The organism is Paraburkholderia sp. BR14312, from assembly GCF_040948675.1.
Lineage (GTDB): Bacteria > Pseudomonadota > Gammaproteobacteria > Burkholderiales > Burkholderiaceae > Paraburkholderia > Paraburkholderia nodosa_A.
In genome coordinates this window covers 169,526-194,523 of the sequence record NZ_JBFPKI010000009.1, presented here as the reverse complement: position 1 = coordinate 194,523, position 24,998 = coordinate 169,526, and the positions used below count along the sequence as shown (strand labels likewise).

General features: G+C 64.0%; 21 protein-coding genes and 1 pseudogene. 13 read left to right on the top strand and 9 right to left on the bottom strand.

The window, feature by feature from the left end; translation table 11 throughout:
- Nucleotides 1–19 precede the first annotated feature (19 nt).
- Nucleotides 20–1,417: a cytochrome ubiquinol oxidase subunit I gene (locus AB3X98_RS25330; protein ID WP_368602964.1), complete on the bottom strand. Its 1,398-nt coding sequence runs from the start codon at nt 1,415–1,417 to the stop codon at nt 20–22.
- Complete coding sequence (locus AB3X98_RS25325) at nt 1,404–3,725, bottom strand: FdhF/YdeP family oxidoreductase (RefSeq protein WP_368602965.1); 2,322 nt, start codon at nt 3,723–3,725, stop codon at nt 1,404–1,406. The genes AB3X98_RS25330 and AB3X98_RS25325 overlap by 14 nt, the downstream gene beginning before the upstream one ends.
- Nucleotides 3,726–4,076: 351 nt before the next feature.
- On the opposite strand from AB3X98_RS25325, the gene AB3X98_RS25320 reads away from it, so the two are divergent.
- Nucleotides 4,077–4,556: a hypothetical protein gene (locus AB3X98_RS25320; RefSeq protein WP_368602966.1), complete on the top strand. Its 480-nt coding sequence runs from the start codon at nt 4,077–4,079 to the stop codon at nt 4,554–4,556.
- 108 nt (nt 4,557–4,664) lie between these two features.
- On the opposite strand, the gene AB3X98_RS25315 is transcribed toward AB3X98_RS25320, so the two are convergent.
- Complete coding sequence (locus AB3X98_RS25315; RefSeq protein ID WP_368602967.1) at nt 4,665–4,931, bottom strand: XapX domain-containing protein; 267 nt, start codon at nt 4,929–4,931, stop codon at nt 4,665–4,667.
- Nucleotides 4,932–5,218: 287 nt separating this feature from the next.
- Here AB3X98_RS25315 and AB3X98_RS25310 point away from each other — a divergent pair, with 287 nt between their 5' ends.
- The 10 genes and pseudogenes from AB3X98_RS25310 to AB3X98_RS25265 form a co-directional block, all read left to right on the top strand.
- Nucleotides 5,219–5,905, top strand: coding sequence for a hydrolase (locus tag AB3X98_RS25310; protein ID WP_254316560.1), 687 nt, complete (start codon nt 5,219–5,221; stop codon nt 5,903–5,905).
- Nucleotides 5,906–6,138: 233 nt separating this feature from the next.
- Complete coding sequence (locus AB3X98_RS25305) at nt 6,139–6,306, top strand: DUF1427 family protein (protein WP_254316618.1); 168 nt, start codon at nt 6,139–6,141, stop codon at nt 6,304–6,306.
- 19 nt (nt 6,307–6,325) lie between these two features.
- Nucleotides 6,326–8,215: an amidohydrolase gene (locus tag AB3X98_RS25300; protein WP_368602968.1), complete on the top strand. Its 1,890-nt coding sequence runs from the start codon at nt 6,326–6,328 to the stop codon at nt 8,213–8,215.
- Nucleotide 8,216: 1 nt separating this feature from the next.
- Nucleotides 8,217–8,642, top strand: a complete 426-nt coding sequence (locus tag AB3X98_RS25295; protein WP_368602969.1) for a DoxX family protein — start codon at nt 8,217–8,219, stop codon at nt 8,640–8,642.
- Nucleotides 8,643–8,679: 37 nt separating this feature from the next.
- Nucleotides 8,680–9,594 (top strand): glyoxalase, encoded by a 915-nt coding sequence (locus tag AB3X98_RS25290; RefSeq protein WP_368602970.1) that lies wholly within the window; start codon nt 8,680–8,682, stop codon nt 9,592–9,594.
- Nucleotides 9,591–10,286 (top strand): YoaK family protein, encoded by a 696-nt coding sequence (locus tag AB3X98_RS25285; RefSeq protein ID WP_368602971.1) that lies wholly within the window; start codon nt 9,591–9,593, stop codon nt 10,284–10,286. Before AB3X98_RS25290 ends, AB3X98_RS25285 begins: the two co-directional genes overlap by 4 nt.
- 155 nt (nt 10,287–10,441) lie before the next feature.
- Nucleotides 10,442–11,827 carry an alginate export family protein gene (locus tag AB3X98_RS25280; RefSeq protein WP_368603059.1) on the top strand — a complete coding sequence of 462 codons (1,386 nt, stop codon included), beginning with the start codon at nt 10,442–10,444 and terminating at the stop codon, nt 11,825–11,827.
- A 24-nt stretch (nt 11,828–11,851) separates the two neighbouring features.
- On the top strand, nt 11,852–12,163 hold the full coding sequence (locus tag AB3X98_RS25275) for a hypothetical protein (RefSeq protein WP_254316556.1): 312 nt from the start codon (nt 11,852–11,854) through the stop codon (nt 12,161–12,163).
- A 228-nt stretch (nt 12,164–12,391) separates the two neighbouring features.
- A complete protein-coding gene (locus AB3X98_RS25270) occupies nt 12,392–13,240 on the top strand; it encodes a helix-turn-helix domain-containing protein (RefSeq protein WP_368602972.1) in 849 nt (282 codons plus the stop codon).
- A gap of 1 nt (nt 13,241) precedes the next feature.
- Nucleotides 13,242–13,415: pseudogene (locus AB3X98_RS25265) on the top strand (IS110 family transposase); the annotation flags it as partial.
- Between the two features lie 26 nt (nt 13,416–13,441).
- Here AB3X98_RS25265 and AB3X98_RS25260 read toward each other — a convergent pair.
- Nucleotides 13,442–13,840 carry a helix-turn-helix transcriptional regulator gene (locus tag AB3X98_RS25260; RefSeq protein WP_368610340.1) on the bottom strand — a complete coding sequence of 133 codons (399 nt, stop codon included), beginning with the start codon at nt 13,838–13,840 and terminating at the stop codon, nt 13,442–13,444.
- A 228-nt stretch (nt 13,841–14,068) separates the two neighbouring features.
- Between AB3X98_RS25260 and AB3X98_RS25255 the strand changes: the two genes are divergently transcribed.
- Nucleotides 14,069–14,281 carry a hypothetical protein gene (locus AB3X98_RS25255; RefSeq protein ID WP_368603068.1) on the top strand — a complete coding sequence of 71 codons (213 nt, stop codon included), beginning with the start codon at nt 14,069–14,071 and terminating at the stop codon, nt 14,279–14,281.
- A gap of 244 nt (nt 14,282–14,525) precedes the next feature.
- On the opposite strand, the gene AB3X98_RS25250 is transcribed toward AB3X98_RS25255, so the two are convergent.
- Both AB3X98_RS25250 and AB3X98_RS25245 read right to left on the bottom strand, forming a co-directional pair.
- The gene (locus AB3X98_RS25250) at nt 14,526–15,710 is read right to left on the bottom strand and encodes an endo-1,4-beta-xylanase (RefSeq protein WP_368602974.1); all 1,185 of its coding nucleotides are present in this window, start codon (nt 15,708–15,710) and stop codon (nt 14,526–14,528) included.
- A 239-nt stretch (nt 15,711–15,949) separates the two neighbouring features.
- The gene (locus tag AB3X98_RS25245; protein WP_368602975.1) at nt 15,950–19,822 is read right to left on the bottom strand and encodes an autotransporter outer membrane beta-barrel domain-containing protein; all 3,873 of its coding nucleotides are present in this window, start codon (nt 19,820–19,822) and stop codon (nt 15,950–15,952) included.
- A gap of 539 nt (nt 19,823–20,361) precedes the next feature.
- On the opposite strand from AB3X98_RS25245, the gene AB3X98_RS25240 reads away from it, so the two are divergent.
- Entirely contained in the window at nt 20,362–21,081 is a 720-nt protein-coding gene (locus tag AB3X98_RS25240; protein WP_368603060.1) for an alpha/beta family hydrolase, read from the top strand.
- A gap of 412 nt (nt 21,082–21,493) precedes the next feature.
- Here AB3X98_RS25240 and AB3X98_RS25235 read toward each other — a convergent pair whose 3' ends face one another.
- From AB3X98_RS25235 to AB3X98_RS25225, 3 genes are all read right to left on the bottom strand, one after another.
- Nucleotides 21,494–23,686 (bottom strand): ATP-binding protein, encoded by a 2,193-nt coding sequence (locus AB3X98_RS25235; RefSeq protein WP_368610339.1) that lies wholly within the window; start codon nt 23,684–23,686, stop codon nt 21,494–21,496.
- A 230-nt stretch (nt 23,687–23,916) separates the two neighbouring features.
- Nucleotides 23,917–24,510, bottom strand: coding sequence for a hypothetical protein (locus AB3X98_RS25230; RefSeq protein ID WP_368602977.1), 594 nt, complete (start codon nt 24,508–24,510; stop codon nt 23,917–23,919).
- 32 nt (nt 24,511–24,542) lie between these two features.
- Complete coding sequence (locus tag AB3X98_RS25225) at nt 24,543–24,785, bottom strand: hypothetical protein (RefSeq protein ID WP_069266262.1); 243 nt, start codon at nt 24,783–24,785, stop codon at nt 24,543–24,545.
- Nucleotides 24,786–24,998: the final 213 nt, after the last annotated feature.

Sequence of the window (24,998 nt, the reverse complement as noted above, 5' to 3'; positions counted from 1 at the left end):
TCAGCGAGAGGCGGTGGCTTCAGCCCACCGTGGTGTATGAATCGGCCGCTTGCGATGCGGCGCGCGTCGGAGCGATGAGCAGGTCCGGTCCCGTGCGCAGCCAGCGGCGCGCGAGCAGGAAGAACGTGAGGATCAGCACGAGGTAGAACGAGAGGAACATGACGGTGCTGGCTGCGACATGGCTGGGCGGCACGGCCGAGACGGCATCGCGCGTGCGCAGCAGGCCATAGACGACCCACGGCTGGCGGCCCACCTCGCGCACGATCCAGCCCGCCTCGACGGCGATATACGGCAGCGGGATCGCCGCTACCCACGCGCGCAGCAGCCAGCGGCGCTGAAGCAGCGCGTCGAGCCTGCCGTGTACGCGCCGCAGGCACCAGGCGGTCCACAGCGCGAGCGCCACGAACAGAAAGCCGATGCCCGCCATCACGCGAAACGCGTAGTAGAGCAGTGGCAGCATGGGCGGCTGGTCCTCGCGCGCGAAGTCGGCGAGCCCCTTCACGGTGCCGTGCAGCGTATGGGTGCCCAGCACGCTCAGCATGCCCGGCACCTCGATCGACCAGTCGTTGCGCTGCGCAGCCTGATCGGGCCAGGCGAGCAGCGACCACGACGCGCCCGTGCCCGGCGCATTGGTGTGCCAGTGGCCTTCGATCGCCGCGCCCTTGGCGGGCTGGGTGGCGAATACGCTCACGCCGCTCGAATCGCCGAGCCACACCTGCAAGGGCGCCGCGACGAGCAGCACCGCGAGCGCGAGCTTGAACGAGCGCGCGAAGAATTCGGCTTGACGCGCGCGCAGCATTTGCCACGCGGAAATACCCGCGACCACGAACATGCCCGTTTCGATCGCGGCCACCCACATATGGCCCACGCCCCAAGCGACATCGGGGTTGAAGATCGCGTGCAGATAACTGCTGACGACGATCTTGCCGTCGACGACTTCGATGCCCGCCGGCGTCTGCATCCACGAGTTCGCGACCATGATCCAGAACGCGGAGAGGCTGGAGCCTAGCGCGACCATCGCCGTTGCGAACAGATGCACGCCACGCGGCACGCGGTCCCAGCCGAGCAGCATCACGCCGATGAAGCCTGCTTCGAGCATGAAGGCCATCGCGCCTTCAAAGCCGAGAATGTTGCCGATGAATTGCCCGCTGTACTGCGCGAAGCCTGCCCAGTTGGTGCCGAACTGGAACTCCATGGGAATGCCGCTCACCACGCCCACGGCGAAGTTCAGGATCAGGAGCTTCGACCAGAAGCGTGCGTGCCGGTAATACGCGAGATCGCCCGTGCGCAGCCACAGGGCCTCCACGAGCAGGACGAAGGCCGCGAGGCTGATCGTGAGGATCGGCCAGAGAATGTGGAAGATGGCCGTGAGCGCGAATTGCAGGCGCGAGAGGGCGAGCGTGTCAAACAGTTCCATGGAGGCTTCCTTGTTGCGCAGCGGCGCCGGCACGCCGGATCTTCACGGGCACGCCCTTATAGGAAGGCGTGCGGCTTTGCGGGTCGTAGGCATAGAGCGGCACGAGCGGATTCGCCTCGGGGTAGTAGGCGCCGCAGCAGCCGTCGGGCAACGCATATTCCACAAGCGTCAGGCCGCGCACGACGCGCTCGATGCCGTCGTGCGACAGGGCGACGAGGTCCACGCGCTCGCCCGCGTGCATCTCGCGGCGGCGCAGTTCCTCGGCGTTCACGAAGACCACGTCGCGTTGGCCAAATACGCCGCGATAGCGGTCCGAATGCGAATAGAGCGTAGTGTTGTACTGGTCGTGGCTGCGCATGGTGGTGAGCCAGAGCGCGTCGGAGTCGCCGTGCGCGGGATCTTCGTCGAGCCCCTGAAACACGAGAAAATTGGCCTTGCCCGTGGCCGTGGCCCAGATGCGATCGCGTGCGGTCGAGCCCAGATGGAAGCCGCCTGGCACGCGAATGCGCGCGTTGTACGCCTGGAATGCGGGAAACACGATTTCAATGGCCTCGCGAATGCGGTCGTAGTCGGCCACCAGGTGCTCCCAAGGCACGCGCGAGCGCGCGCCGAGCGTGGCGCGCGCGATGCCCGCGACGATTGCGGGTTCGCTGCGCAGGTCCGGCGAGGCGGGCGGGTTGCGGCCCGCCGAAGCGTGCACCATCGACATCGAATCTTCCACCGTGATCGATTGCGGGCCGTTCGCCTGCACGTCGATTTCGGTACGGCCGAGGCAGGGAAGGATCAGCGCGTCCTTGCCGTGCACGAGATGGCTGCGATTGAGCTTGGTCGCGATGTGCACCGTGAGCGCGAGGTTGCGCATTGCCGCCTGTACGCGCGGCCAGTCGGGCACAGCCGCCGCGAAGTTGCCGCCCAGGCCGATGAAAACCTTCGACTCGCCCTTGAGCATGGCCTCGATGGTCGCGACGACATCGCGGCCATGTTCGGCGCTCGGCCGAAAGCCGAAGGCGCGCTCGATGCCGTCGATGAGCGCCGCATGCGGCTTTTCCGTGATACCGACCGTGCGGTTGCCTTGCACGTTCGAATGGCCGCGCACGGGGCACAGGCCCGCGCCTGGGCGGCCCACATTGCCGCGCATGAGTGCGAGGTTCGCGACCTGCTGCACATTGGCGGTCCCGCAGTGATGCTGGGTGATGCCCATGCCGTAGACGAGGATCGCGTTCTTCGCCGCCGCGTAAAGGCTCGCGGCCGATTCGATGTCAGCCTGCGCGAGGCCGCTATGGGCGGCGATCGATTTCCATGACGTCGCGCGCAAGTCCGCTTCGAGCGTCTCGAAGCCCAGGGTATGGCCCGCGATGAATTCGGTATCGAGAATGCGCGGGCGGTCGTGTGCCACAGCGGCGTCGTCCATTTCGAGCAGCGCCTTCATCATGCCTTTGAGCACGGCCGCGTCGCCACCGACCTTCACTTGATAGAGACAGGTGCTGATGGGCGTCGAGCTGAAGGTGGCCATTTCGATCGGGTTCTGCGGCGCTGCGAAGCGCTCGAGCGCGCGCTCGCGAAACGGATTGAACGAGACGATGCTCGCGCCGCGGCGAGAGGCCGCGTGCAGGTCGCTCATCATGCGCGGGCTGTTGGTGCCGGGGTTCTGCCCGAAGATGAAGATGGCGTCCGCGTGCTCGAAGTCCTCCAGCAGCACCGTGCCTTTGCCGACGCCGATCGACTGCGGCAGGCCCACGCTGGTCGCTTCGTGGCACATGTTTGAGCAGTCGGGGAAGTTGTTGGTGCCGAATTCGCGCACGAACACCTGGTAGAGAAAAGCGGCCTCGTTCGAGGCGCGCCCCGACGTGTAGAAGTCCGCTTCGTTCGGGCTCTCCAGCGCGTTCAGATGCGTGCCGATCAGCGCAAATGCTTCGTCCCAGCCGATGGGCACGTAACGGTCGGTGGCGGCGTCGTAGCGCATGGGGTGGGTGAGGCGGCCGACCATTTCAAGGTCGTAGTCGTCCCACGCGGCGAGCGCACTCACGCTGTGCGCGGCGAAAAATTCCGGCGTGCAGCGCTTGTCCGTGGCCTCCCAGGCCACGGCCTTCGCGCCGTTCTCGCAGAATTCGAACGAGGAAGTGTGCTTCGGATCGGGCCACGCGCAGCCGGGGCAGTCGAAGCCCTCGGGCTGGTTCATGCGCAGCAACGTGCGCGCGCCGGAGACCGCCACGCCCTGCAGCGCGAGCGCTTCGCCCGTGGCGCGCAATGCGCCCCAGCCGCCCGCCGGTTCTGTATAGATGCGGATTGTTTTTTTGTCGCTAGCCATGTCGATTCCTTCGCGGCGAGGGAGGACGCCACGTGTGCGAAGGGTGACGCGTTTGCGCCGCCGCAGCTTGCGGCGCACGGCTGGCGATTTCGAAATCGCACGGCGATGCATGCGGGGGTTTTCGAGCGGGGTTGCTCAGGTGTGGGCTGGCGGCCCAGATGAGCGTGCGAATCCTGAAAGACATCGTGCATTGAGAACACCGGTCCAGTTGCGCGCGCCGATACTGCAACGCAATGCCGGCGCGACCGATCCTTGAAAGTCGCGGCTCCGGCCGTTAAAGACCGAAGCAACCTTACCTGGCTTATCTGGCTGACGCTTCACGCGCGGCGATCACGGTGCGGAGACACGACTATGAATCACGATGAAGCTTTGAACCGCGCCACTGCCGACGCGCGCACGATAGATGAAGCGCCTGAGTTCGCCCGCTTCTCGGCGTGGCTGCGCGGGCGCGGAACGGCTGTTGCAAGCGACGCAAGGGCGACCGGGCTCACCGGCGCGTGGACCCGCAGGCTCGTGAAATTCTCGGCGCTCTGGGCGCTGGTCGAGTTGCCCGTTGCGTACTGGAGCGCGGCTGACGACCTGGAGCGCGCGGCGCTCGCGGCGTCGACGGTGATCTGGCTTGCGATCGTGGTTCGCGTGCTCAAGGGCGGCGTAACGGCGCGCGGGGTATTCGTTTTTCTCTGTGCGCTCAGTCTCCTTGCCGTCGCGCCCGCGCTGCCCGCCGAATACGCGAACTTTCGCATCGCGTTCTGGCTCTCACTCGTGGAATGTGCTGTGAAATGCGGGCTGTTCGTGGTGTTCGTCTCGCGCTATATCGCTATGGAGCCGTGAGCACGAGAGCCGCGGTAGACCGAAATAGGCAAAACGCATGGCGTCATAGATCATTATGACGCCCGTATGTCACACAGAAAAAGCGATTGCCAGGACGCCTCGTGAAGATTATCGATCTTCCTTTCCTGCATCGGGGATACGACCGCCGGGCAGCGCGCCAAACATGTGCTGGCTGCATTTCGCCTCACGCCATGCTGCACCGGGCTTGAGCCCCGATATGATTCGCCTCGCAACGGGCAGTATCTGCTCTCCAGCCAGAATGCCAAGCAGGCCTACCAGAGCAATAGCGGGAGGGGCGGGCGATTGCACGCCGATCAGACTGTAAACGACCCCCGCAAGAATGCCTGCGAGGAGTGAAAATAAGTATGCGTTCATCGGACGATTTCCCTGTGTCGCAGTGAAAGTGATATTCGATAATGTTCGATAAAGGTATCAGATTGCTTTTGGATGGAGGAGGCTAATTCAGAATACTTCAGGAAGTTTGCGCTGGCCGGGAATTCAACATCAGATCTCTTCAGAATTCTTCAGAGCCACTGGCTGGTGATTGCGTGTCAAATGGCGGCTAGCTGGAGTGTCGAACTCCAGGCAGAAGACAGACGGAAATTCGGCTGTCCCGCCCAAGAGGCGGTCTACCTATTCCTCGATCAAAGGACGCAAGCACCATGAGCAACGCCAAACTTGAAGTACTCACCCCGCAAAACAGCCAGATGATCTTCATCGATCAGCAGCCGCAAATGGCCTTTGGTGTTCAGTCGATCGACCGCCAGGTCCTGAAGAACAACGTCGTTGGGCTGGCCAAGGCGGCGAAGGTCTTCAACATTCCCACCACGATCACGACGGTCGAGTCGGAGAGCTTCTCCGGCTATACGTACCCGGAACTGCTCGACGTGTTCCCGGACCACAAGCTGCTCGAACGTACGTCGATGAACTCGTGGGACGACCAGAAAGTGCGCGACGCGCTTGCCGCGAACGGCCGCAAGAAGGTGGTCGTTGCCGGTCTGTGGACGGAAGTCTGCAACACGACCTTCGCGCTGTGCGCGATGCTCGAAGGCGACTACGAGATCTACATGGTTGCCGACGCATCGGGGGGCACCTCGAAAGACGCGCACGACTTCTCCATGCAGCGCATGATTCAGGCCGGCGTCGTGCCGGTCACGTGGCAGCAGGTCATGCTCGAATGGCAGCGCGACTGGGCGCGCCGCGAGACCTATGACGCCGTGATGAAGATCGCGAAGGAGCACTCGGGCGCGTACGGCATGGGCGTCGATTACGCGTACACGATGGTTCACAAGTCGCCGCAGCGCACGTCCGCGCCGCATGAAATTCTCCCGGCGGTTCCGGCCCGCTGATCGGCGTCTCTGTGATTGTGGACATTGATGCGGCGCGCTCCAGGCGGGGGCGCCGCGTCTTCTTCCACTAGTTGGCAGCGTGCTCGCGCTGGGTTCGGGATTCGATGAATCTCCGGCGCGCCTGTCACATCAATCAGGACAACCAACCGATGCCGGAACTGCTGCAAACGGAACCTCCGTGGGTTCCCCGGCAGCCATGTCCCGCATTCCAATCCGACCGCGAGGCCGACCGCATGGAATCTTATCTGGTGTCACTGGGCGCGGGCGTGCTCATCGGCGTGATCTACAGCGTGATCAGGGTCCGCTCGCCCGCGCCGCCGCTGATCGCCCTGGTTGGCTTGCTGGGCATGGTGATCGGCGCGCAGGCCGTTCCCGCCCTGAAGCCGCTGCTGGGTCTTTAATCAACGTGAGGAAACGCCCGTGAGCGCAACCGACAGCCACCCCGATCTCATTCTTCATAACGCACGCATCACCACGCTGGACCGCTCCAACCCGCTCGTCAGCGCCGTGGCCATCGCCAACGGCCGCTTCGTCGCGGTTGGCGGCGAGGCGGACGTCATGCCGCTCGCGGGACGCGGCACGCGCGTCATCGACTTGCAGGGGCGCCCCGTGCTGCCCGGCCTGATCGACAATCACCTGCACCTCATCCGCGGCGGCCTGAACTACAACATGGAACTGCGCTGGGACGGCGTGCGCTCGCTCGCCGTTGCCATGGAGATGCTCAAGCAGCAGGTTGCGATCACGCCCGCGCCACAATGGGTGCGCGTGGTCGGCGGCTTTACGGAGCACCAGTTCGCCGAGAAACGCCTGCCCACGATCGAGGAACTCAACGCGGCCGCGCCGGACACGCCCGTGTTCATCCTGCACCTGTACGATCGTGCGCTGCTGAACGCCGCCGCGCTGCGCGTGGTGGGCTACACGAAGGACACGCCGGAGCCGCCGGGCGGCACGATCCTGCGCGACGCCACGGGCACGCCCACCGGCCTGCTGCTCGCCAATCCGAACGCGACGATCCTCTACGCGACGCTCGCCAAGGGGCCGAAGCTGCCAGCCGAGTACCAGTACAACTCAACGCGTCATTTCATGCGCGAACTGAACCGCCTGGGCGTGACGGGCGCGATCGACGCGGGCGGTGGTTCGCAGAACTATCCGGACGACTACGAAGTCATCCGCAAGCTGCACGACGCGGGCGAGATGACGGTGCGCATCGCGTACAACCTCTTCACGCAGAAGCCGGACGCGGAAAAGGAAGACTTCGTGAACTGGACGCAGAGCGTCAAGTATCACGATGGCTCGGATTACTTCCGGCATAACGGCGCGGGCGAGATGCTCGTGTTCTCGGCGGCCGACTTCGAGGACTTCCGCGTGGCGCGCCCTGAATTGCCGCCGGAGATGGAGGGCGAGCTCGAAGGCGTCGTGCGCGTGCTCGCGCAGAACCGCTGGCCGTGGCGTCTGCACGCCACTTATGACGAAACGATCAGCCGCGCGCTGGACGTGTTCGAGAAGGTCAACCGCGACATTCCGCTCGAAGGGCTGAACTGGTTCTTCGATCACGCGGAAACCGTTTCGGATCGCTCGCTCGACCGCATCGCGGCGCTGGGCGGCGGCATCGCCGTGCAGCACCGCATGGCGTACCAGGGCGAATATTTCGTCGAACGATATGGTGCGCGCGCGGCCGAGGCCACGCCGCCCGTCGCGAAGATGCTCGCCAAAGGCATCAAGGTCTCCGCGGGCACCGACGCCACACGCGTGGCGTCGTACAACCCGTGGGTGTCGCTTGCGTGGCTCGTGAGCGGCAAGACGGTGGGCGGCCTGCGCCTGTATCCGCAGCGCGATCTGCTCGATCGGGAAACGGCGCTGCGCATGTGGACCGAGTACGTCACGTGGTTCTCGAATGAAGAGGGCAAGAAGGGCCGTATTGCGGTGGGGCAGCTTGCCGACCTGATGGTGCCGGACCGCGACTTCTTCGCCTGCGCCGAGGACGATATCGCCGACACCACAGCGCTGCTTACGGTGGTGGACGGCCGGATCGTGTGGGGCGCGGGTCCGTTCTCGGAGCACGACGCGCCGATCCCGCCCGCGATGCCCGACTGGTCGCCGGTGCGCCAGTACGGCGGCTACGGCGGCTGGGGCGCGACGCAGCAGACTGGCGCGCCATTGCAGCGCGCGGCCGCGGCGGCGCTATGCGCCTGTGCGAGCGCGTGCAACCTGCATGGCCATGCGCACGGGAGCGCATGGGGCAGCGCGCTGCCGACCTCGGATGCGAAGGGCTTCTGGGGCGCGTTCGGTTGTTCGTGCTGGGCGATCTGACGTGGCGGCGTTCACGGGCCGGGGCAACCCGGCGTGGATTCGCGCGTTGCTTGCGCAGCCATGGGTTGCGCCGCTCGTGCGCGTTGCGCTGGTTTCCGCATGGCTGATCGGTGGCGTGGACAAGCTGCTGGACTTCGACGCGGCCGTTGCGGAGCAGGCGCATTTCGGCCTGCATCCGCCCGCGCTGTGGGCCGCGCTTGCGATCGTGGTGGAGATCGGCGGCTCGCTGTGCGTGGTGTTGCGCCGCTTCACGTGGCTCGGCGCGGGCGCGCTGGGTGTGCTCACGCTCGTGGCCATGCTGGTCGCCAACGACTTCTGGAACCATACGGGCGCCGCGCATTTCATGGCGCTGAACAGTTTTTTTGAGCACCTCGGGCTGATCGCGGCGCTCGTGCTGGCCACGCTGCTGGAAGATATCCGCGACTGACCGGCACAAACCTATGATGAAACAAGGAAATCCGACGATGAAAGCACTTCGTTCCGCACTGCTCGCGCTGATGGTGGCGGGCGGTCTTGTCGCCGCACCCGCGTCGTTCGCGAAACCGCCTGTGATGGAGTCCGAAACACCGGCCGTGGCCGTCGGCCCGCAGTACGATACGACGCACGTGTACGTTGCCCCGGAAGACTTCGACCGCTTCACGGACAGCTTCGTGGCGACCTTCGGCGGCAGCAAGTCAAAACAGGGCGTGTTCCAGGTCACGCCCACGCCGAGCCAGACAATGTCGCAGCTCGTGTTCACACCGTCGGGCACGATCTCCGTGTTCGGCTTCAAGACGCCGGTGCCGTATCCCTTCGGCTCGGAGCGTACCGGCTACCTCGTGACTGACATGGACGCGGCAGTGAAGGCGGCGCGCGCGCATGGAGCGGACGTGATCGTCGACACCTTCCCCGATCCGATCGGGCGCGACGCGATCATCTCGTGGGCGGACGGCGTGAACATGCAGCTTTACTGGCACAACCAGGCCCCGCACTACGATGCGCTCCAAATGGTTCCCGAGAACCGTGTGTACGTTTCGCCGAAAAGCCTGCACAAGCTGGTGCATGACTTCGTGAAGTTCTCTCACGGCAAGGTGGTGTCCGATGAGGCGAAGGCGCCGGGCGTTGAAATCGGTCGGCCGGACGAGACGTATCGGCGCGTGCGGATCGAATCGGGCTTCGGCAAGATGACCGTGCTGGTGACGGACGGCCGTCTGCCCTATCCGTTCGGGCGCGAAACGACGGGCTACGAAGTGGCGAATCTCGACGAGACGCTGCAAAAGGCCCAGGCCGCGGGTGTGAAGGTGCTGGTGCCGGCGTTCACCTCGGACGGTCGCAACGCGGCGATCGTCCAGTTCCCGGGCGGGTACATCGCCGAAATCCACGCCAACGCGGCGAAATGAAATACGAGGACACGATCCTGGCGGCGGTCGCGGGCTTTGTAGACACGCTGAGTTTCGTGGCGCTGTTCGGACTCTTCACCGCGCACGTCACGGGCAACTTCGTGCTGATCGGCGCAGGCGTGGCTGGCTACGGGCAGGGCGTGCTCCTCAAGCTGATCGTGTTCCCGGCGTTCGGCGCGGGCGTGGCAGGCAGCAGCCTGCTGTTGCGCTCGCTCAGCGGGCAGCACGCGCGCCAGGGCGCGCGCCTGCTTCATGCGGTGCAAGCAGTGCTGATGCTCGGCTTTTGTCTCGCGGGCGTCTGGGCATCGCCGGTCAGCCAGCCCGACACGCTGCCGGTGGTCGTGGCCGGCGTGCTCGGCGCGTTCGCGATGGGCGTGCAGAACGCGCATCCACGCCTGATCGTGCGGGCCGCCGTGCCGAATACGGTGATGACGGGCAACGTCACGCAGGCGATTCTCGACGTCGTGGACATGGTGCACACGGGCGCGCCTGAGAGCCTGCGCGCCGCGGCGCGCGCCCGGTTCGCGAAGATGATGCCGGCCATCGCGGCGTTTGCGGCGGGGGCGGTGGGCGGCGCGCTCGGCCTGCGCTACGTGGGTTTCTGGGCGCTGCTCGTGCCCGTGTGCGCGCTGGCTGCGCTCGCGTTGACCACCGGAGAGCACGAGCGCGCGGCAACCGCCGACCCGGCATAACGCGAACGAATCGAAGCGGCGGGGCGCCTGCCCTTCGTACGTCTCGCGAAATCAAACACACGCCGTCAACGGCAAGGAAAAACATGGTGTCGAGCACGACGCGCGGGCGTCGAAAGAAAAGGGCCGCGGGCGTTGCGGCTGCCGCCGGGCTGCTGATGATGAGCGCCCATGCGGCATTCGCAGAGACGGGAACGAACGCGCCGGACAATACGCCCACGTGCGACGTCAAGCGCCCCGTGCCTGGCTTCAACCGCTGGCAGGAAGACTGGGGCGTGCTCGCGAATCCGTGCCTGCCGCGCAGGCCATTCGACGGGCTCAAGTACATCCCGCTTTCGAAGAGCGATCCCACCTGGTATCTCTCACTGGGTGCGAACCTGCGCGAGCGTTTCGAACTCAACAACACGCCGCTCTTCGGTCTTGGCAGCGCGCGGCCCGACAGCTGGGTGATCCAGCGCGCCGAAGTCCACGCAGACGCACACTTCGGCGAGCACGTGCAGGCATTTTTCCAGCTCGAAGACGCGCGGCCATTCGGTAAGGACTCCGTCACCCCCGTGGACAAGAACCCGCTCGATATCGAGCAGGCATTCGTGGCGTTCGTCTACGGCGTGGGCGGCGGCACGTTCAAGGCGCGCGTGGGCCGGCAGGAAATGGCGTTCGACTTGCAGCGCTTCGTTTCCGTGCGCGACGGCCCGAACGTGCGCCAGGCCTTCGACGCGCTGTGGGCTGACTACGAGATCGGCAAGTGGCGCTTCATCGGCTACCTCACGCAGCCCGTGCAGTACCGCGACACCGCCGTGTTCGACGACGTCTCGAACGGTCACCTCACCTTCAGCGGCGTGCGCGTGGAGCGCGCGAACACGGGGCCGGGCGATCTCTCGGCGTACTGGTCGCGCTACGAGCGCGACAACGCGCGCTTTCTCGATGCGAGCGGCAAGGAGCGGCGCGACGTGTTCGACGCGCGCTACGCAGGCAAACAGGCACAGTTCGACTGGGACGTGGAAGGCATGGTGCAGACCGGTCGCGTGGGTGCCGATACGGTGGGCGCGTGGGCATTCGGTGCGCTGGGCGGCTATACGCTCGCCGCGCTGCCGGGCACGCCGCGTCTCGGGCTCCAGGTTGACGGCGCATCCGGCGACCGGCATCCCGGCGACGGCCGTGTGGAAACGTTCAATCCGCTTTTTCCGAATGGTTACTACTTCACGCTGGCTGGCTACACGGGTTACAGCAACGTGATTCACGTGAAGCCTTCGCTCACGTTCAAGGTGACGCCGAAGGTGACGCTGCTCACGGCGCTGGGCTTCCAGTGGCGTGACACGACGGCGGATGCGGTCTACGGCCAGGGCATGGCGGTGGTGCCGGGTACGGCGGGCAAGGGCAATCGCTGGACGGGCATGTATGCGCAGGTGCGCGCGGACTGGCTGGTCAGCGACAACGTGGCACTCGCACTCGAAGCGGTGCATTTCGAGGTGGGCGATTCGCTGCGTGCGCTCGGTGCACGCAATGCGGATTATGTCGGCGTGGAAGCGAAGTTCGGCTGGTAATGAAGGGTATCGACAGGGGGCGCCATGAGTACGCATCTGCATGAACTGGAACTCGCGCGGTTGCGTGCCGCCGTGCGTGCGAATCTCGACGACGCGCGCGTATGGCGCTGGTACGCGGATCTTATGGAGGACGAGCGTGTGAGTTGCACGCGCACACGCGACGGCTGGCAGATCACCATCGATGGGCGCTGCACCGTGGAGGACGAATCGTTCGATCGTGCGGTGCGGCTTGCCGCGCGCACGTGGCTCGATATTCCGCGCGCGCCGCTCACACTGCGCCGCCGTCGCAAGCGCGCGATGAAGCCAGGCGTGGCGCTCTTTCCACAGATCATCTAGTGCGACTGTTAGCCATAGGCAAAGCACCGACGCTGTGCGCTTCCATTCGCTGCGGCTCGCTATGACCGGCGCCAAACAGCGTGGGGAACATCACACGCCGCCGCAGCGGTTATTTCGATTTGGTAGACTCTCGAACACCATCCTTGGTTTCTTCGTCCAGCCCCTATGAGCGCTACCCAGCCGGACATACCGTCCTCCGATTTCATTCCGGCAGACGTACGACAGAGGGTGGGCAGCCAGGTATTGCCCGGTGGGCAAATGGGCATTAGCCGGCTGAAGAGCGCGCGCCGGAACATGGGGCGAACCGCGCCATACGAACTCGAGAACGCCGATCTCATCGTCTTGCAATTGCGCGCTTTCGGCGAACAGGACTTATGGCTCGACGGGCGTCCCGCACCGTTCGTGCCGTATGACGCAGGGACTGTGACGGTCCACGACCTCGACCGCAATTGGGTCGCGGACCTCAAGGGCGTATTCGATTGCATTCATTTTCATCTGCCCCGCGAGTCGCTCGAGGAGACGGTCGATGACGTTGGCGGCCGCGGACGCCCACAGCTTTATCTGCCGCCTCATCGAAGCGTCGTCGATCCTGTGATCCACGGTCTTGGTCAGGCGTTGCTGCCCGCGCTGGCTCGACCGGACGAGGCGACCCAACTCTTCGTCGATCACATGGCGCTCGCATTCCAGGCTCACGTCGCACACCAGTATGGCGGCGTCAACGCGCGCAGGGACAAACTGCATAGCCGGCTCGCGCCGTGGCAGGAGCGTCGCGCGAAGGAACTGCTGCTGGCGCACCTGGACGGGAAGATCTCGCTTGCCGACGTGGCGCGCGCATGCGGCTTGTCGCGTGGCTATTTTCTTAAGGCTTTCCACCAGACGACGGGACTGCCGCCTTATCGCTGGCTCGTCAGTCAGCGCATCGAGCTGGCCAAAGCGTATCTGCGCGATGCTCAGATGCCTTTGAGTGCGATTTCGCAGGCTTGTGGCTTTGCGGATCAGAGCCATTTCACGCGAAGCTTCACGCGGGTCACGGGCGTGAGTCCTGGACGGTGGCGCTTGGGGGCTCTGTCGCAATAACGCGGTCCGGTATGATGTGCCGCAGGCCGTGCTTGCGCTGCATCGTCGTATGCGTCAGCAACTCGTGAAATTCCGCACGATGCAGTTCAACAGTCTTCGCGGGCTGTTGAGCGAGTATGGCGAAGTGATGGGATGCGGTAGGGCAGCGCTCGACAAGGCAATAGTCGAGATTCTGGAAAGGTTGTCAGGGGCGGGCATTAGTCACGTAGTCAAGGTCATGACCGGCGCTTCGTTGGCCAGCCACGAGGTAGGTGTTTTTCCGACGAGTCTTCTGAAGACACGCGTGAAATGCGCTTGATCGCTGAAGCCATATCGTTGCGCAATCTGCGCGATCCCGTCATGGAGTTCAATCAAATCGATCTGCGCGGCGGCAATGCGAATTCTTAACCTCCATTGATGGGGCGTATATCCAACGCTTCGCCTGAAAATGCGAAAAAAATAGGATTTCGACAAGTTCACGGAAACCGCAATATCTGTCATTGAAAGCTCGGCAGTCGTATCGGCTTCCAAAGCCTGTAGAACGCTGTCAAGCCATGGAGGCGGTGGTTCCGGAAGTGCCGCAGTCGGACCTTGTGTGGTTCTTTTCGGCTTAATGCTCATCGAGTTCCCCTCGAATTGTTTTTCTTCACAGATGGCACGAGCGGCAGTGTGCCTCATTGGAAGGGAAATTTGCATATACGTAAAATCAATACATCCTTGAAAAAAAATCAAGAATCGGCCGACTGAGCTTCGCTTTGTCAGGTTGGGTAATGTCCTCTCTAATGAGCACCAGCTGACGCGCGTCTGAACTACACTCCAGCCTCCCAGAGGCAGCGACGAATGCGCTCAATGAAGAACGCGCAACTGGCATGGCGCGGCGAACGCATGCTGTTCGTCACGGTTGAGGGTGACAGCGCGCATGCCTTCCTTCTGCTCGCGGATCAGGTCGAAGCCGTCGAGCACGTCGAATGCACCGTTGATCGAGTGGGGATTCGAGGCCAGTTCGCAGGGACCGGATCGGAAGCGCCCGCGTGCCATTTTCTGGCCTGTCCAGGCGATTGATTTTGCTGTGTGGGTAGGATGATGGGTACGGGGTAGGGCGGTCGGGTGGGAGTCAAACCTGGCGCGGCTTCGCCGGCAACTGAGGAGTCGGCTGCCTTCCGCCACATGGGCCTTCCGGCCTGCTCCGATCTCTCTTCCGATGGCCCCCAGACGACCGCATTCTGTTCGAAGCTCTCTCGCCGCAATATGACGGATGCCTGGACGTCGGCGGAAAGATCGTGGACTATCAATTTCGCCATCCGCCTTACGGCTGCCACGACGAATCGGCTATTGCCCAGAACGCGGCTTTCGGTTTCAGGTTCGCGTCGAATAGCAGCGGCAGATTGGTACGCGGCACCGGTATGGAGGTCAGCCACGTGTGCTTGTCCGAATAGCCCCAGAAGCTGACGGCCTTGATGCTTGGCTCGTGCTCGAACAGATCGAACACCGCGCGATACCGCTGCGCCTGCGCACGCATCACGTCGTTCGGCACCGGTTGGCCGAGATCGGGCAAGCACGCAGGCGGATGGCTCCAGCATGCGCCCGGGTCGCTGTAGAGACTGACATCGAGTTCCGTCACCTGGTTTTCGAGTCCGAGGGCGGCGACGTCGTCGAAAGCCTGCTTCATACTTTGCAGCGGCGGCCAGTTGATGCTGATATGCATTTGATGCCCGACGCCATCGATCGGCACGCCCTGAGCACGCAAATCGCGTATCACGGAGAGCAACTTCGCGCGCTTGGCCGCGTCGTCCGTGCTGTACTCGTTGATATAGAGCTTGACGTCAGGGTCGGCCGCACGCGCGGCGCGCAACGCAATTGCAATGTAGTCCTTGCCGAGCGCGCGATACCACGGGCTGTCTTCGCGATACACCTGATGCGGGTCGTCGCTGATGACTTCGTTCACGACGTCCCATGCATAGACCTTGCCGCGAAAATGCGTGACGACATCGGTCACATAGCGTTGGAGCCGTGCCGCGACGATATCGTGATAATGCGGATCTTTGGCGTCGCCTGCAAAGAACCAGTCCGGCGCCTCGGTCCATTCGCCGCTCCTGTAATGCCACACCAGCGTGTGCCCACGCACGGCCAGGCCATGCGCCTGCGCGAACGCCACGATCTGGTCGGCCGGCGCGAAGTTGTACTCGCCTGCGGCCACGCCTATCGTGCCCGGCTTCATTTTGTTCTCGGCGGTCAGGCTCGAGAACTGGGCGGCCAGCAGCGCGGCGTCGGCGGGACTGTCGATGGAATCGGGTTCAATCGCCGCGCCTACCTTGAAATGCGCGGCCATCACGCTTTTCAGTTGCGGCACGGCCTGCGTGGGAGCGGCCGCGAGCGGCAATCCATCGGGGGTGGCAGCCGTTTGGTTGTGCGCGCAACCTGAGATCGACGCAATCGTGAGCAATGTGACGCCTGCGTACAGTGCACGCACGGCGACTCCCGATGGACGCATTCCCGTCTCCTTATAGTGATGTGCCTCGCCAGAAAGCATGTTTGCGTACCATGCGACGTTACCGGTAACGTCGTGGGATGTTAAACACCGGACTTCAAGGCTGCCATGCGGGGTTTACCTGACGCGCGCGAGGTGCAGCGGCGGCTTTTGACGAGAGAACGAGAACTGCGCATCGATGTCGAGTACGCGCGACATAGACTGCGCCGCTCGACACGTCGCAGCGCTAGCTACAGCGTTACCTACCAAAGAAAGCGCACGCCGAGATCGCCCTCGACGCCACTGCGGCGGACATTGCTACTTCCACTTACGGCGAACTGGTAGCCGAACTGTCCGTAAAGGTTCAGCCGATCCTTGATCCTGGCGGTGACACCGCCGGCGAGCTCGAGCCGCGTGGCCTGCACATTCAGCGGCACCGGTTCATTGCCGAAGGTCGTGGTGGCCTGGGCATTGAAATCCCGCCACAGGTTGGCACGCATATAGGGCTGCCACACCGCTTCATGGCTGCCTTCGATGGTCCACTTCGCGCGCACGCCGAGACGGCCAGTCGCGCCCGACGTGGAGCCGAGGGACACGTCGCCCAGACCGTCGTTCGTGTCGGAGAACGACACATGCTGCCAGATGATTTGCGCCTGCGGCTCCAGCTCGAAACCCGGGCCGAGCGGCAGCGGGATCGGGTAGCCACCCTCGAGGGATGTCACGAAGCCCGTACCCTGAACCGGCAGATTCGCGAACTGCGTGGTCGCGGCGCCGTCGTAGTGCGTACCCTGCACGACTGCATCGAGATACCAGCCGCTGGGGCCGTAGTGCGTCCAGTAGCCACCGCCTGTGTAGGCATTCAGATGCATCGAGCCGGTGTGCTCCAGCACGTATCCGGTTGTCGCGGCGTTGGTGACGAGGCCATCGACATCGGCACTGCCGTAGCCGTATGCAAAGTAGACGCCTGCCGCATCGCGATGACCGGGCAGGAAGCTTCCTCGCCATACGTCGAGACCCGTCTGCAAGCCTCCGACTCCGCCGCTCGCGCGCGGATCGGCGTAGGCCTCGTAGTGGTTGTCGATCTGGCCGCCGAACACGCGTCCCCAGGCGGAGCTTGCCCAGCCCGAACCGCCCGCTGCGCCGCTCTGCGTCGTAAGCGTGTCGCCGATGCGCTCATGCAGCGTCCCGAGCATCTCGACACCCATCTGCCGGGCGACCGGTTGCACGACGCCGTAGGTGGCGAGTTCCGGCCCGATGATCGGGTAGATGCCAGGCGGCAGCGGATCCGGTGGGAGCCCGGTGCCGGTTCCCGGTTCCAGTTCCTCTTCGCCTCCCCCCGGTGGAGGCGGCACGACGAACGAGGAGCGCAGGAACCAGTCCTCGGGATTGCTGCTGTTGAGGCCACCGCGAAACAAACGATAGTCTTCGGCGCCACCGCGCGCCTCGCCAGCGAGCGTAAAGGCATCCGACGCCGTGGTGCCACCGTTGGTTGTCTCGACGACGAGAATGCCGTTGCCCGTCGTCAACCCACCGGAGCCTCCGGCGTTCGTGATGCGTACGGCTGAAGGGTCGGCGCGGCCGCCGTTGATGACGAGCTTGTCCGACGGCGAGCCATCCAGACCGAGGAACGTGCGCAGCGCGAGCGTGCCGCCGGCCCCCACATAATTTCTGACGGTCACCACACCGAATTGCCCCGCCGGTAGACCGAAGCCCGGCTCAACCGTTCCGGCATTGGTGACGGTATTCAAGTCCGTTCCTGCACCGCCCAGGGTTCCGTTCGCCTCCACATTGACCGGCGACTGCAACGAGCCGGTCAGATTGAGCACGCCACCGCGAACGTTGGTCACACCGGTATAGGTGTTCTGGCCGGACAATGTGAGCACGCCGTTGCCGGCCTTGGTCAGTGCGCCGCTTCCCGAAAGCACGCCGGACCACGTCGCGCCGAGGCCGTTGGTGTCGATGGTCGACGTCGTGCCGCCGACCAGCGTTGCGTTGACGCCTGCGCTCAGCGCCGAACCCACCACCTGGATGGTTCCACCGCCGAGGTTGAATGCATACGTGCCGCCCAGATTGTTGAAGTCGCCGAACAGCGAATTCCCGCCAATCTGCAGTGTGCCGCCCGACAGGTTGTACGTACCGTTGCCGGCCGCCGCGAGGAACAGTCTCGACCCGCTGCCGATTGCCAGGGTGCCGCCGGTCTGGTTGATCGTACCGGTGCCCTCGCTACCCGTCGACGCGACGTTCGAGCCGAGGAACAGCGACCCGTTGGCCACGTTGAAGGTGCCGCCGCTCAGGTTGAGCGTGCCGTTGCTCGGGTTGCCTTGCGTATTGCGGCCGAGCGTCACGAAGTCGGTGACGCTGTTGCCGAACGTGACCGTTCCGCCCAACAGGTTGTAGGTGCCCGTTCCGCCCTGATTGCCGATATTCAGCGACACCGGCGTGCCCGGCGTACCGAAGACGACATTGCCCGCGGTGTGCGTCACCGTGCCTGTGCCGCCGAAGTCGCCGACCTGAAGCGCGGAGTTGATCGTGAGCGTGCCGCCGCCCACGTTCAACGTGCCCGACGACGTCGATCCGGGCACCTGCGTCGCCAGCGCATTGCCGAGGCCCAGCGAAAGATAGTCGATCGCGGCGCTGCCGCTAGTGACCGCGAGTCCGCCGCCCACGACAAAAGCCGAGCCGCCCTGAATCCGCGCGCCGTTGATCGTGAACGTCCCTGTGCCAGTCTTGACCAAGATGCCGTGCAGCGCGTCGTTCACCGTGCCGGTATTGACGATCGTGCCGGAGAAGGTGGTGTTCGTGTTATCGGTGCCAAGCACCAGGATGTTCTCGCCGTCGATCACGGTGCCGCTGCCCGACAGGTTCGGCAGCGGCACGACACCGGTCGGGATCCCCGGTATCGGCGTGGTCGTGACGCCCGAAATATCGAAGGTGCCGTTGTTCAACATCCCGCTGGTCAGATTGATGCTGCCGTTGCCGGTCAGCGCCAGCGTGCCGGCCGAGATGGTCGTCATGCCGGTATAGGTGTTCGCATTGGTCAGCGTGAGCACGCCGTTGCCGACCTTGGTCAGCGCGCCGCTTCCGGAAAGCACGCCGGACCATGTCGCGCCGAGGCCGTTGGTGTCGATGGTCGACGTCGTGCCGCCGACGAGCGTTGCGTTGACGCCTGCGTTCAGCGCCGAACCCACCACCTGGATCGTTCCACCGCCGAGGTTGAATGCATACGTGCCGCCCAGATTGTTGAAGTCGCCGAACAGCGAATTCCCGCCAATCTGCAGTGTCCCGCCCAACAGCTTGTACGTACCGTTGCCGGCCGCCGCGAGGAACAGTCTCGACCCGCTGCCGATTGCCAGGGTGCCGCCGGTCTGGTTGATCGTACCGGTGCCCTCGGTACCCGTTGACGCGACGTTCGAGCCGAGGAACAGCGACCCGTTGGCCACGTTGAAGGTGCCGCCGCTCAGGTTGAGCGTGCCGTTGCTCGGGTTGCCTTGCGTATTGCGGCCGAGCGTCACGAAGTCGGTGACGCTGTTGCCGAACGTGACCGTTCCGCCCAACAGGTTGTAGATGCCCGTTCCGCCCTGATTGCCGATATTCAGCGACACTGGCGTGCCCGGCGTACCGAAGACGACATTGCCCGCGGTCTGCGTCACCGTGCCAGTGCCACCGAAGTCGCCGACCTGAAGCGCCGAGTTGAACGTGAGCGTGCCGCCGCCCACGTTCAACGTGCCCGACGACGTCGATCCGGTGCCCAGCGAAAGATAGTCGATCGCGGTGCTGCCGTTGGTGAGCGCCAGTCCACCGCCCACCACGAAAGCCGAGCCGCCCTGGATCGTCGCGCCGTTGATCGTAATCGTCCCGGCCCCGGTTTTGACAAACTGGCCTTGTAGCGACACGGGATCGCTCGCAACGCCGGCGTTGTTGATCGTGCCGGAGAAATCGGTGTCGGTGCCATCGGTACCAACAATCAGGACGTGGTTGGGGGGAGTGTCGATGGCTCCGCTCCCGGAGAGATTGGGCAGTTCAGTGGGTATCTGCTGTGCCAGCGCCGGCACGGGTGACAGGCCCAGGAGCCAGACGGCATGGAGGATGCTGAGGGAGTTGAGCCGCTGATGCCGCGTCGTCAGCGATGTCGCCAATTGACTGCGCGCGACGCCTGCAAAAGTGTTTAACGATGCGCGACGAATCGATCTTGCAGCCATGCCAGCCCCTCCAATACCCGCCGGTGGAAGCTTGTCAGTTCAGTGAACTCGACCTTGGGAGACCGACCCATCGACGATAAATGTTGGACAGCGAGGCCCCGAACAGTCAATGCCCTACTAGTTGTGCCCTGTCGGTTGAGTTGTAATTAAGCCTCGCTAATAATAGGTAGGCGGATCGAATTGTCAAGAAGAAACCCGGAAGGATTCGATTGCGAATCTACCATCTCCTAAACACGCGTGAACGCAACCAAAATGCATGTTATTCAATATGTTTGCATTCAGTAAATTGGATACCTAAGTATTATTATCGGTGGCGACGATTGGCGGCTTCGCCCTTTAAATGAACTGCCCTTCGAGAACTTCCTTTGACGCTGATTGCAGTGTCGTAACAGTTCGCTGACAATGATGCAGGCGTGCAATTACACCGCTTGATGCAGAATCGGCGCAATGGCCACAACGACACGACCATGAATACCATGGACGACCCAGAATCGCTTTCCCTGGCACTGCCCGACGGCACCAAGGTCTCTGCGCTCCTCCGAGTGCCGGAGGACGCGCGAGCCCTGTATGTCTTCGCGCACGGCGCCGGGGCGGGCATGCAGCATGCCGGCATGTCGTCATTGGCCGACGCGCTTGCGTCGGCCAATGTCGCCACACTGCGCTACCAGTTTCCGTACATGGAGCGGGGCTCCAGGCGGGTGGACTCGCCGGCCGTGGCACATGCTGCCGTGCAGGCAGCAGTCGCAGAGGGCCGCCGGCGGCTGCCAGACCTGCCGCTCTTCGCGGGCGGCAGGTCGTTCGGCGGCCGCATGACGTCCCAGGCCCAAGCCATCGCACCGCTCGACGGCGTGCGTGGCCTCGCTTTCGTCGCATTCCCGCTGCACCCGGCGGGCGCGCCCGGCGTGGAGCGAGCACGGCACCTGGCGGACGTCACGGTGCCGATTCTCTTCCTGCAGGGCACGCGCGACAAGCTGGCCGAGCTTCACCTGCTGAGGTCGGTCGTCGAGACACTGGGGCCACGCGCCACGCTGCATGTGGTGGACGACGCAGATCATTCGTTCCACGTGCGCGCGTCCTCCGGCCGGACCGACGCGGAAGTCGTGCTCGAGCTGGCACGGACGATGTCGGCGTGGTTCTTCGCCGAAGGAGAGTTCGTGCCAGGTACCTGGTCCAGGAAATCAGGCGCGAGTCGATAAATCTACAAAGACTTCAACTGAACCGAAGACCGGGTAGAGCCCGATTGGGAGTGCGTGAACGTCCGTTCGTCGGGGCGACGCGGGGGTACGTTCCTACGGTTTAGATAGGAATACTTACTCAAGTACCACATTGAGTGTCGATTTTTAAGGAAAACTAAAACTCATGAAGCCTGCGAGGAGTCGCGCAGATCGGGGCGCGGGTAACAGGCGAGGGCGCCGGAAGACCGTGTACTGTCCCGAGGCGTCCCGATTGGACGCTCCCATGCGGGCGGCGTGCGTCGCGGAGCCGCCTTGCCGTCCGCGATATTTCCCGGCGAACTTGCACATACGGCTCGGAGGGGCGAGGGCCCAGGCTGTGAGGAATGAACGTCGGTGTGCGCGCGAACAAACCGCAATGATCGGCGAGATGGCATCACCTCCGCTCCCTGCCTGCTGGCGAGGCCAGGATCATATCCAGAAGCAGGGGCGGCTGCAACGGCTTCACGAAGTGGTGATCGAAGCCTGCGGCGCGGCTGCGCGCCCGGTCGCCGTCCTGCCCGTAGCCGGTCAGCGCCACGTACGTGCGCGCCCGCGAGACGAGTAGGGTGCGTAAGCGCCTGCACAATTCGTAACCGTCCATGCCAGGAAGGCCGATATCGAGCACGACGACGTCAGGATCGATTGACGGCGCGCATTGCAGGGCTGCGACCGGATCATGAAGCGTCTCTACGATATGACCATGGATCCGCAGCCACTCGGCGAGCGCAAGGGCCGCATCTTCATTATCGTCGACCACGAGGACCCGCCGCCCCGCGGCTGCCGTCACAGTCGCCATACCGCCCTTCGCATCGGCAGGCAGCGGTTCGACGTTGCCGCGCGGCAGCTCGACGGTGAATTCGCTGCCGCATCCGGGCCCGTCGCTCGTCGCGCGCACCGAGCCGCCGTGCAGCTCGACGAGATTTTTCACGAGCGCCAGACCGAGCCCCAGTCCGCCTGCACCGCGTCCGTCGGCTGCGTTGCCGCGATAGAACGGCAAGAAGATTTGCGTAAGCGAGTCCGGTGCGATGCCCATGCCGTTATCGCGTACGCGGATCTGGACATGTTGACCGTCGCATGAAGCTCTTACGCTTATCTTGCCCGCCGCATCGGTATAACGTGCCGCGTTCGTAAGCAGATTGCTGATGATTTGCGCGAAGCGCACGGGATCTGCGTCGCAGATCATGTCGCTCCCGATATCGACCTCGAGGGCGTGTCCGCGCAGCTCGAGCAGCGGGCTTGCCATTTCTACTGCCTTCGCGATCGCCTCCCGAACATTGACGGCTTCCTTTTTCAGCACCACGTCGCCGCGTGTGATGCGGGAAACATCCATCAGGTCATCGACCAGACGGACGAGGTGGTCCACCTGGCGCTCGACGATCAAATGCTCGCGGGCCACTGCCGTTTCTCCGCGCAGCCGCATCAGCTGCAGCGCGGTGACAATCGGTGCCAGCGGGTTGCGCAGTTCGTGACCCAGCATGGCGAGGAATTCATCCTTGACGCGACCTGCCTGCTCGAGATCAGCGACCAGCGTGGCCCGTTCCGCATGCAGTCGTTCCAGCCGTTCACGCGTACGCACATGCTCCGTAACGTCAACGGCCGTCAGGATCAGGCTGTCGACAGGCTGGCCGCTTTCCGGATGCAGCGGATTGATGTGCACGGTGAACACGCGCCCAGCGCCAGCGGCTCCGTGACGGCGGTGTTCGTCGATGACGACCGCCTCGCCGCGCGCGAACGCGCGCCGCAACGCCTGTACGACCTCATGATCCCCGGGAAACACGTCGGCGTAGCGGCAACCGATGACGTCATCGTGACCCGCCAGCGCCGCGTAGGCGAGATTCGCGAGGCGGAAGCAATGATCGGGACCGACGAGCAGTGCGGAGGCGACAGGTGAATTCATCAGCATGCCGTCACGCTGTCGCTCGGCGCGCTGCCGGCGCAGGATTTCCGCCTCCAGGGCGCCCGCTTTTTGCCGCCAGAGCGCAGTGTGCCGGAATGCCTCCGCTGGCGAATCGGCGGTGAAAATGTCGTCTGGCAGCACGCGCGTATGGGCGTCGCAGATGTGCCGGAAAACGCCAGTTTCTTCGCCAGTCGGAAAGAGGCGTTGCGGGTAGGCGCACATCAGCGAGAAGTGGTACCGGGTGCCCAGCGCGTTCCACAGGTGCTCGAGCCGCAGGGCTGCGTCATGCCGGCCCTGCGCGGACAACAGCGCGACCATCTCGCCAAACGCGTGCACGGGTCCGCTGCGTCGCGCAGCGCGGGCGACAATGGCACCGACCGTCGAATCGAACAGACGCTCGTCCGGCCAGCCGTCAACGCTCAGACCCGAGAGCGTCGTCTGCGCATCGAGCATGACGAGTGACGACTCGCGGGCCTCAGGATCGCCGCGGACGCTGCGACCGCTCAGGCGCGCCCGAAGCGCGGCGAGATGCGGCTCCGTTGCAATCAGGATCGCGCTGCCGCCGGCGTCCAGCCCTTCTTCCGCGAAGTCCGCGACGCGCCGGATCAGCGGCGCGTCGTCTTCATAGAAGTGCACGCAGTGGTCGGCATGGCCGCCCGATCCTGCCGTCAATACGTCGGTAGTTTTCATCGATGACACCGGAGGGATGGATCGCCTGCGCCCTTGCGCATCGGAGGCCCCGGCCGCCGAAAGACCAAAGCGGTGCGGGCAACGTTATGCCCAGCAAAAATCGTTCCGCCGCATACACTCCAGTTCCAAGCTGATCGGTTTCCAGTGACGCATCAGCCGATGATTTCGGTGACCGCTATGATATGAAGCGAAGTTCCCGACGCGGGATATTTGGCTGTACGACGCCTGTGCTAGTTGCGCTGGAGCGAGCGACGCACTCGCGAATTCATGTCGCGGCCGACTGGCAGCCCAATAGCCGAAAGAAAGTATCGCGCCTGCGGGAAGCCGCTTTCGGGGTAGTGCTCGAAAATTCGGTTGAACGCCTCGACGAGTGGACGGGCACGCACCGGAACGGGGGCGTCTGGCCCCAGCATCAAGGCAGTTTGTCCAAACTTGACCGGTCCAGCCTTGATCAAGGCACGCAGCCCGGAATCCGCGCTGCCGCGCCCGAACAGCTCCATGCCGTATGCGCGGATCATGGCGCGCACGATCGCTTCCGCAGCGGGCGTAAGCGGCGGCATGGCCTCGACCAGGTGCAGATGCGGTGAGCGCACATCCGGCGTGGTGAAACGTCCGATGTCGTCGATGTCGGCTTGCAGACGCTGCACCGGCAGGTCAGCGCTAAAGAGCAGGAGCCGGATGCGTTCATAAAGCGCGTCTTCGTCGTCGGGATCGATGACTGCAATATCTGTCATTCTCTTTTCCTTGATGTGGCTTGCGCCCAAACAGTTCCGGAAGCACGGCGAACCGGACTCGGATCGACCCTCGAATCCGCCGTTGTTCACCGTGCGTCCGGACGGCAGTTGCTGATTGGCGGCTAGGTTCGTCGGACATACCGGTCTGAAACGACCGAGCGCTGCTGGATCCACGCGACGGCAAGCTCCAGCGCTTCATCGCGTGCTTCCTGGGCGTTGGCAAAATCTCCATCGACACCGAGCGTGCGTATTTCGCCCGCCCGGTCGGTGACGACGGCCGCGGCTGCGTAACGGCCACTCCCGGTGGCGGTGACCACCGGCCGGACCTCGCAGCCGTGATACTCGATGACTTTGTCCGTTTGCATATGACATCTCCAGCTGAGCATCATTTCCGAAACATGACCGGACACGCGGAATTCGCGTCCAGTCCCTCAAGCGCAGCACGTGTCATTCCCCGACCTGCACGCTCGGGTGGCCATCGGTTGGACGCCCGGCGACGACCTGTATCGCACCGGGGTTACCGGAGAATTTCACGGTAACCTCGCGCCCACACGCGACCGCGGAAATGACAAGCCAGG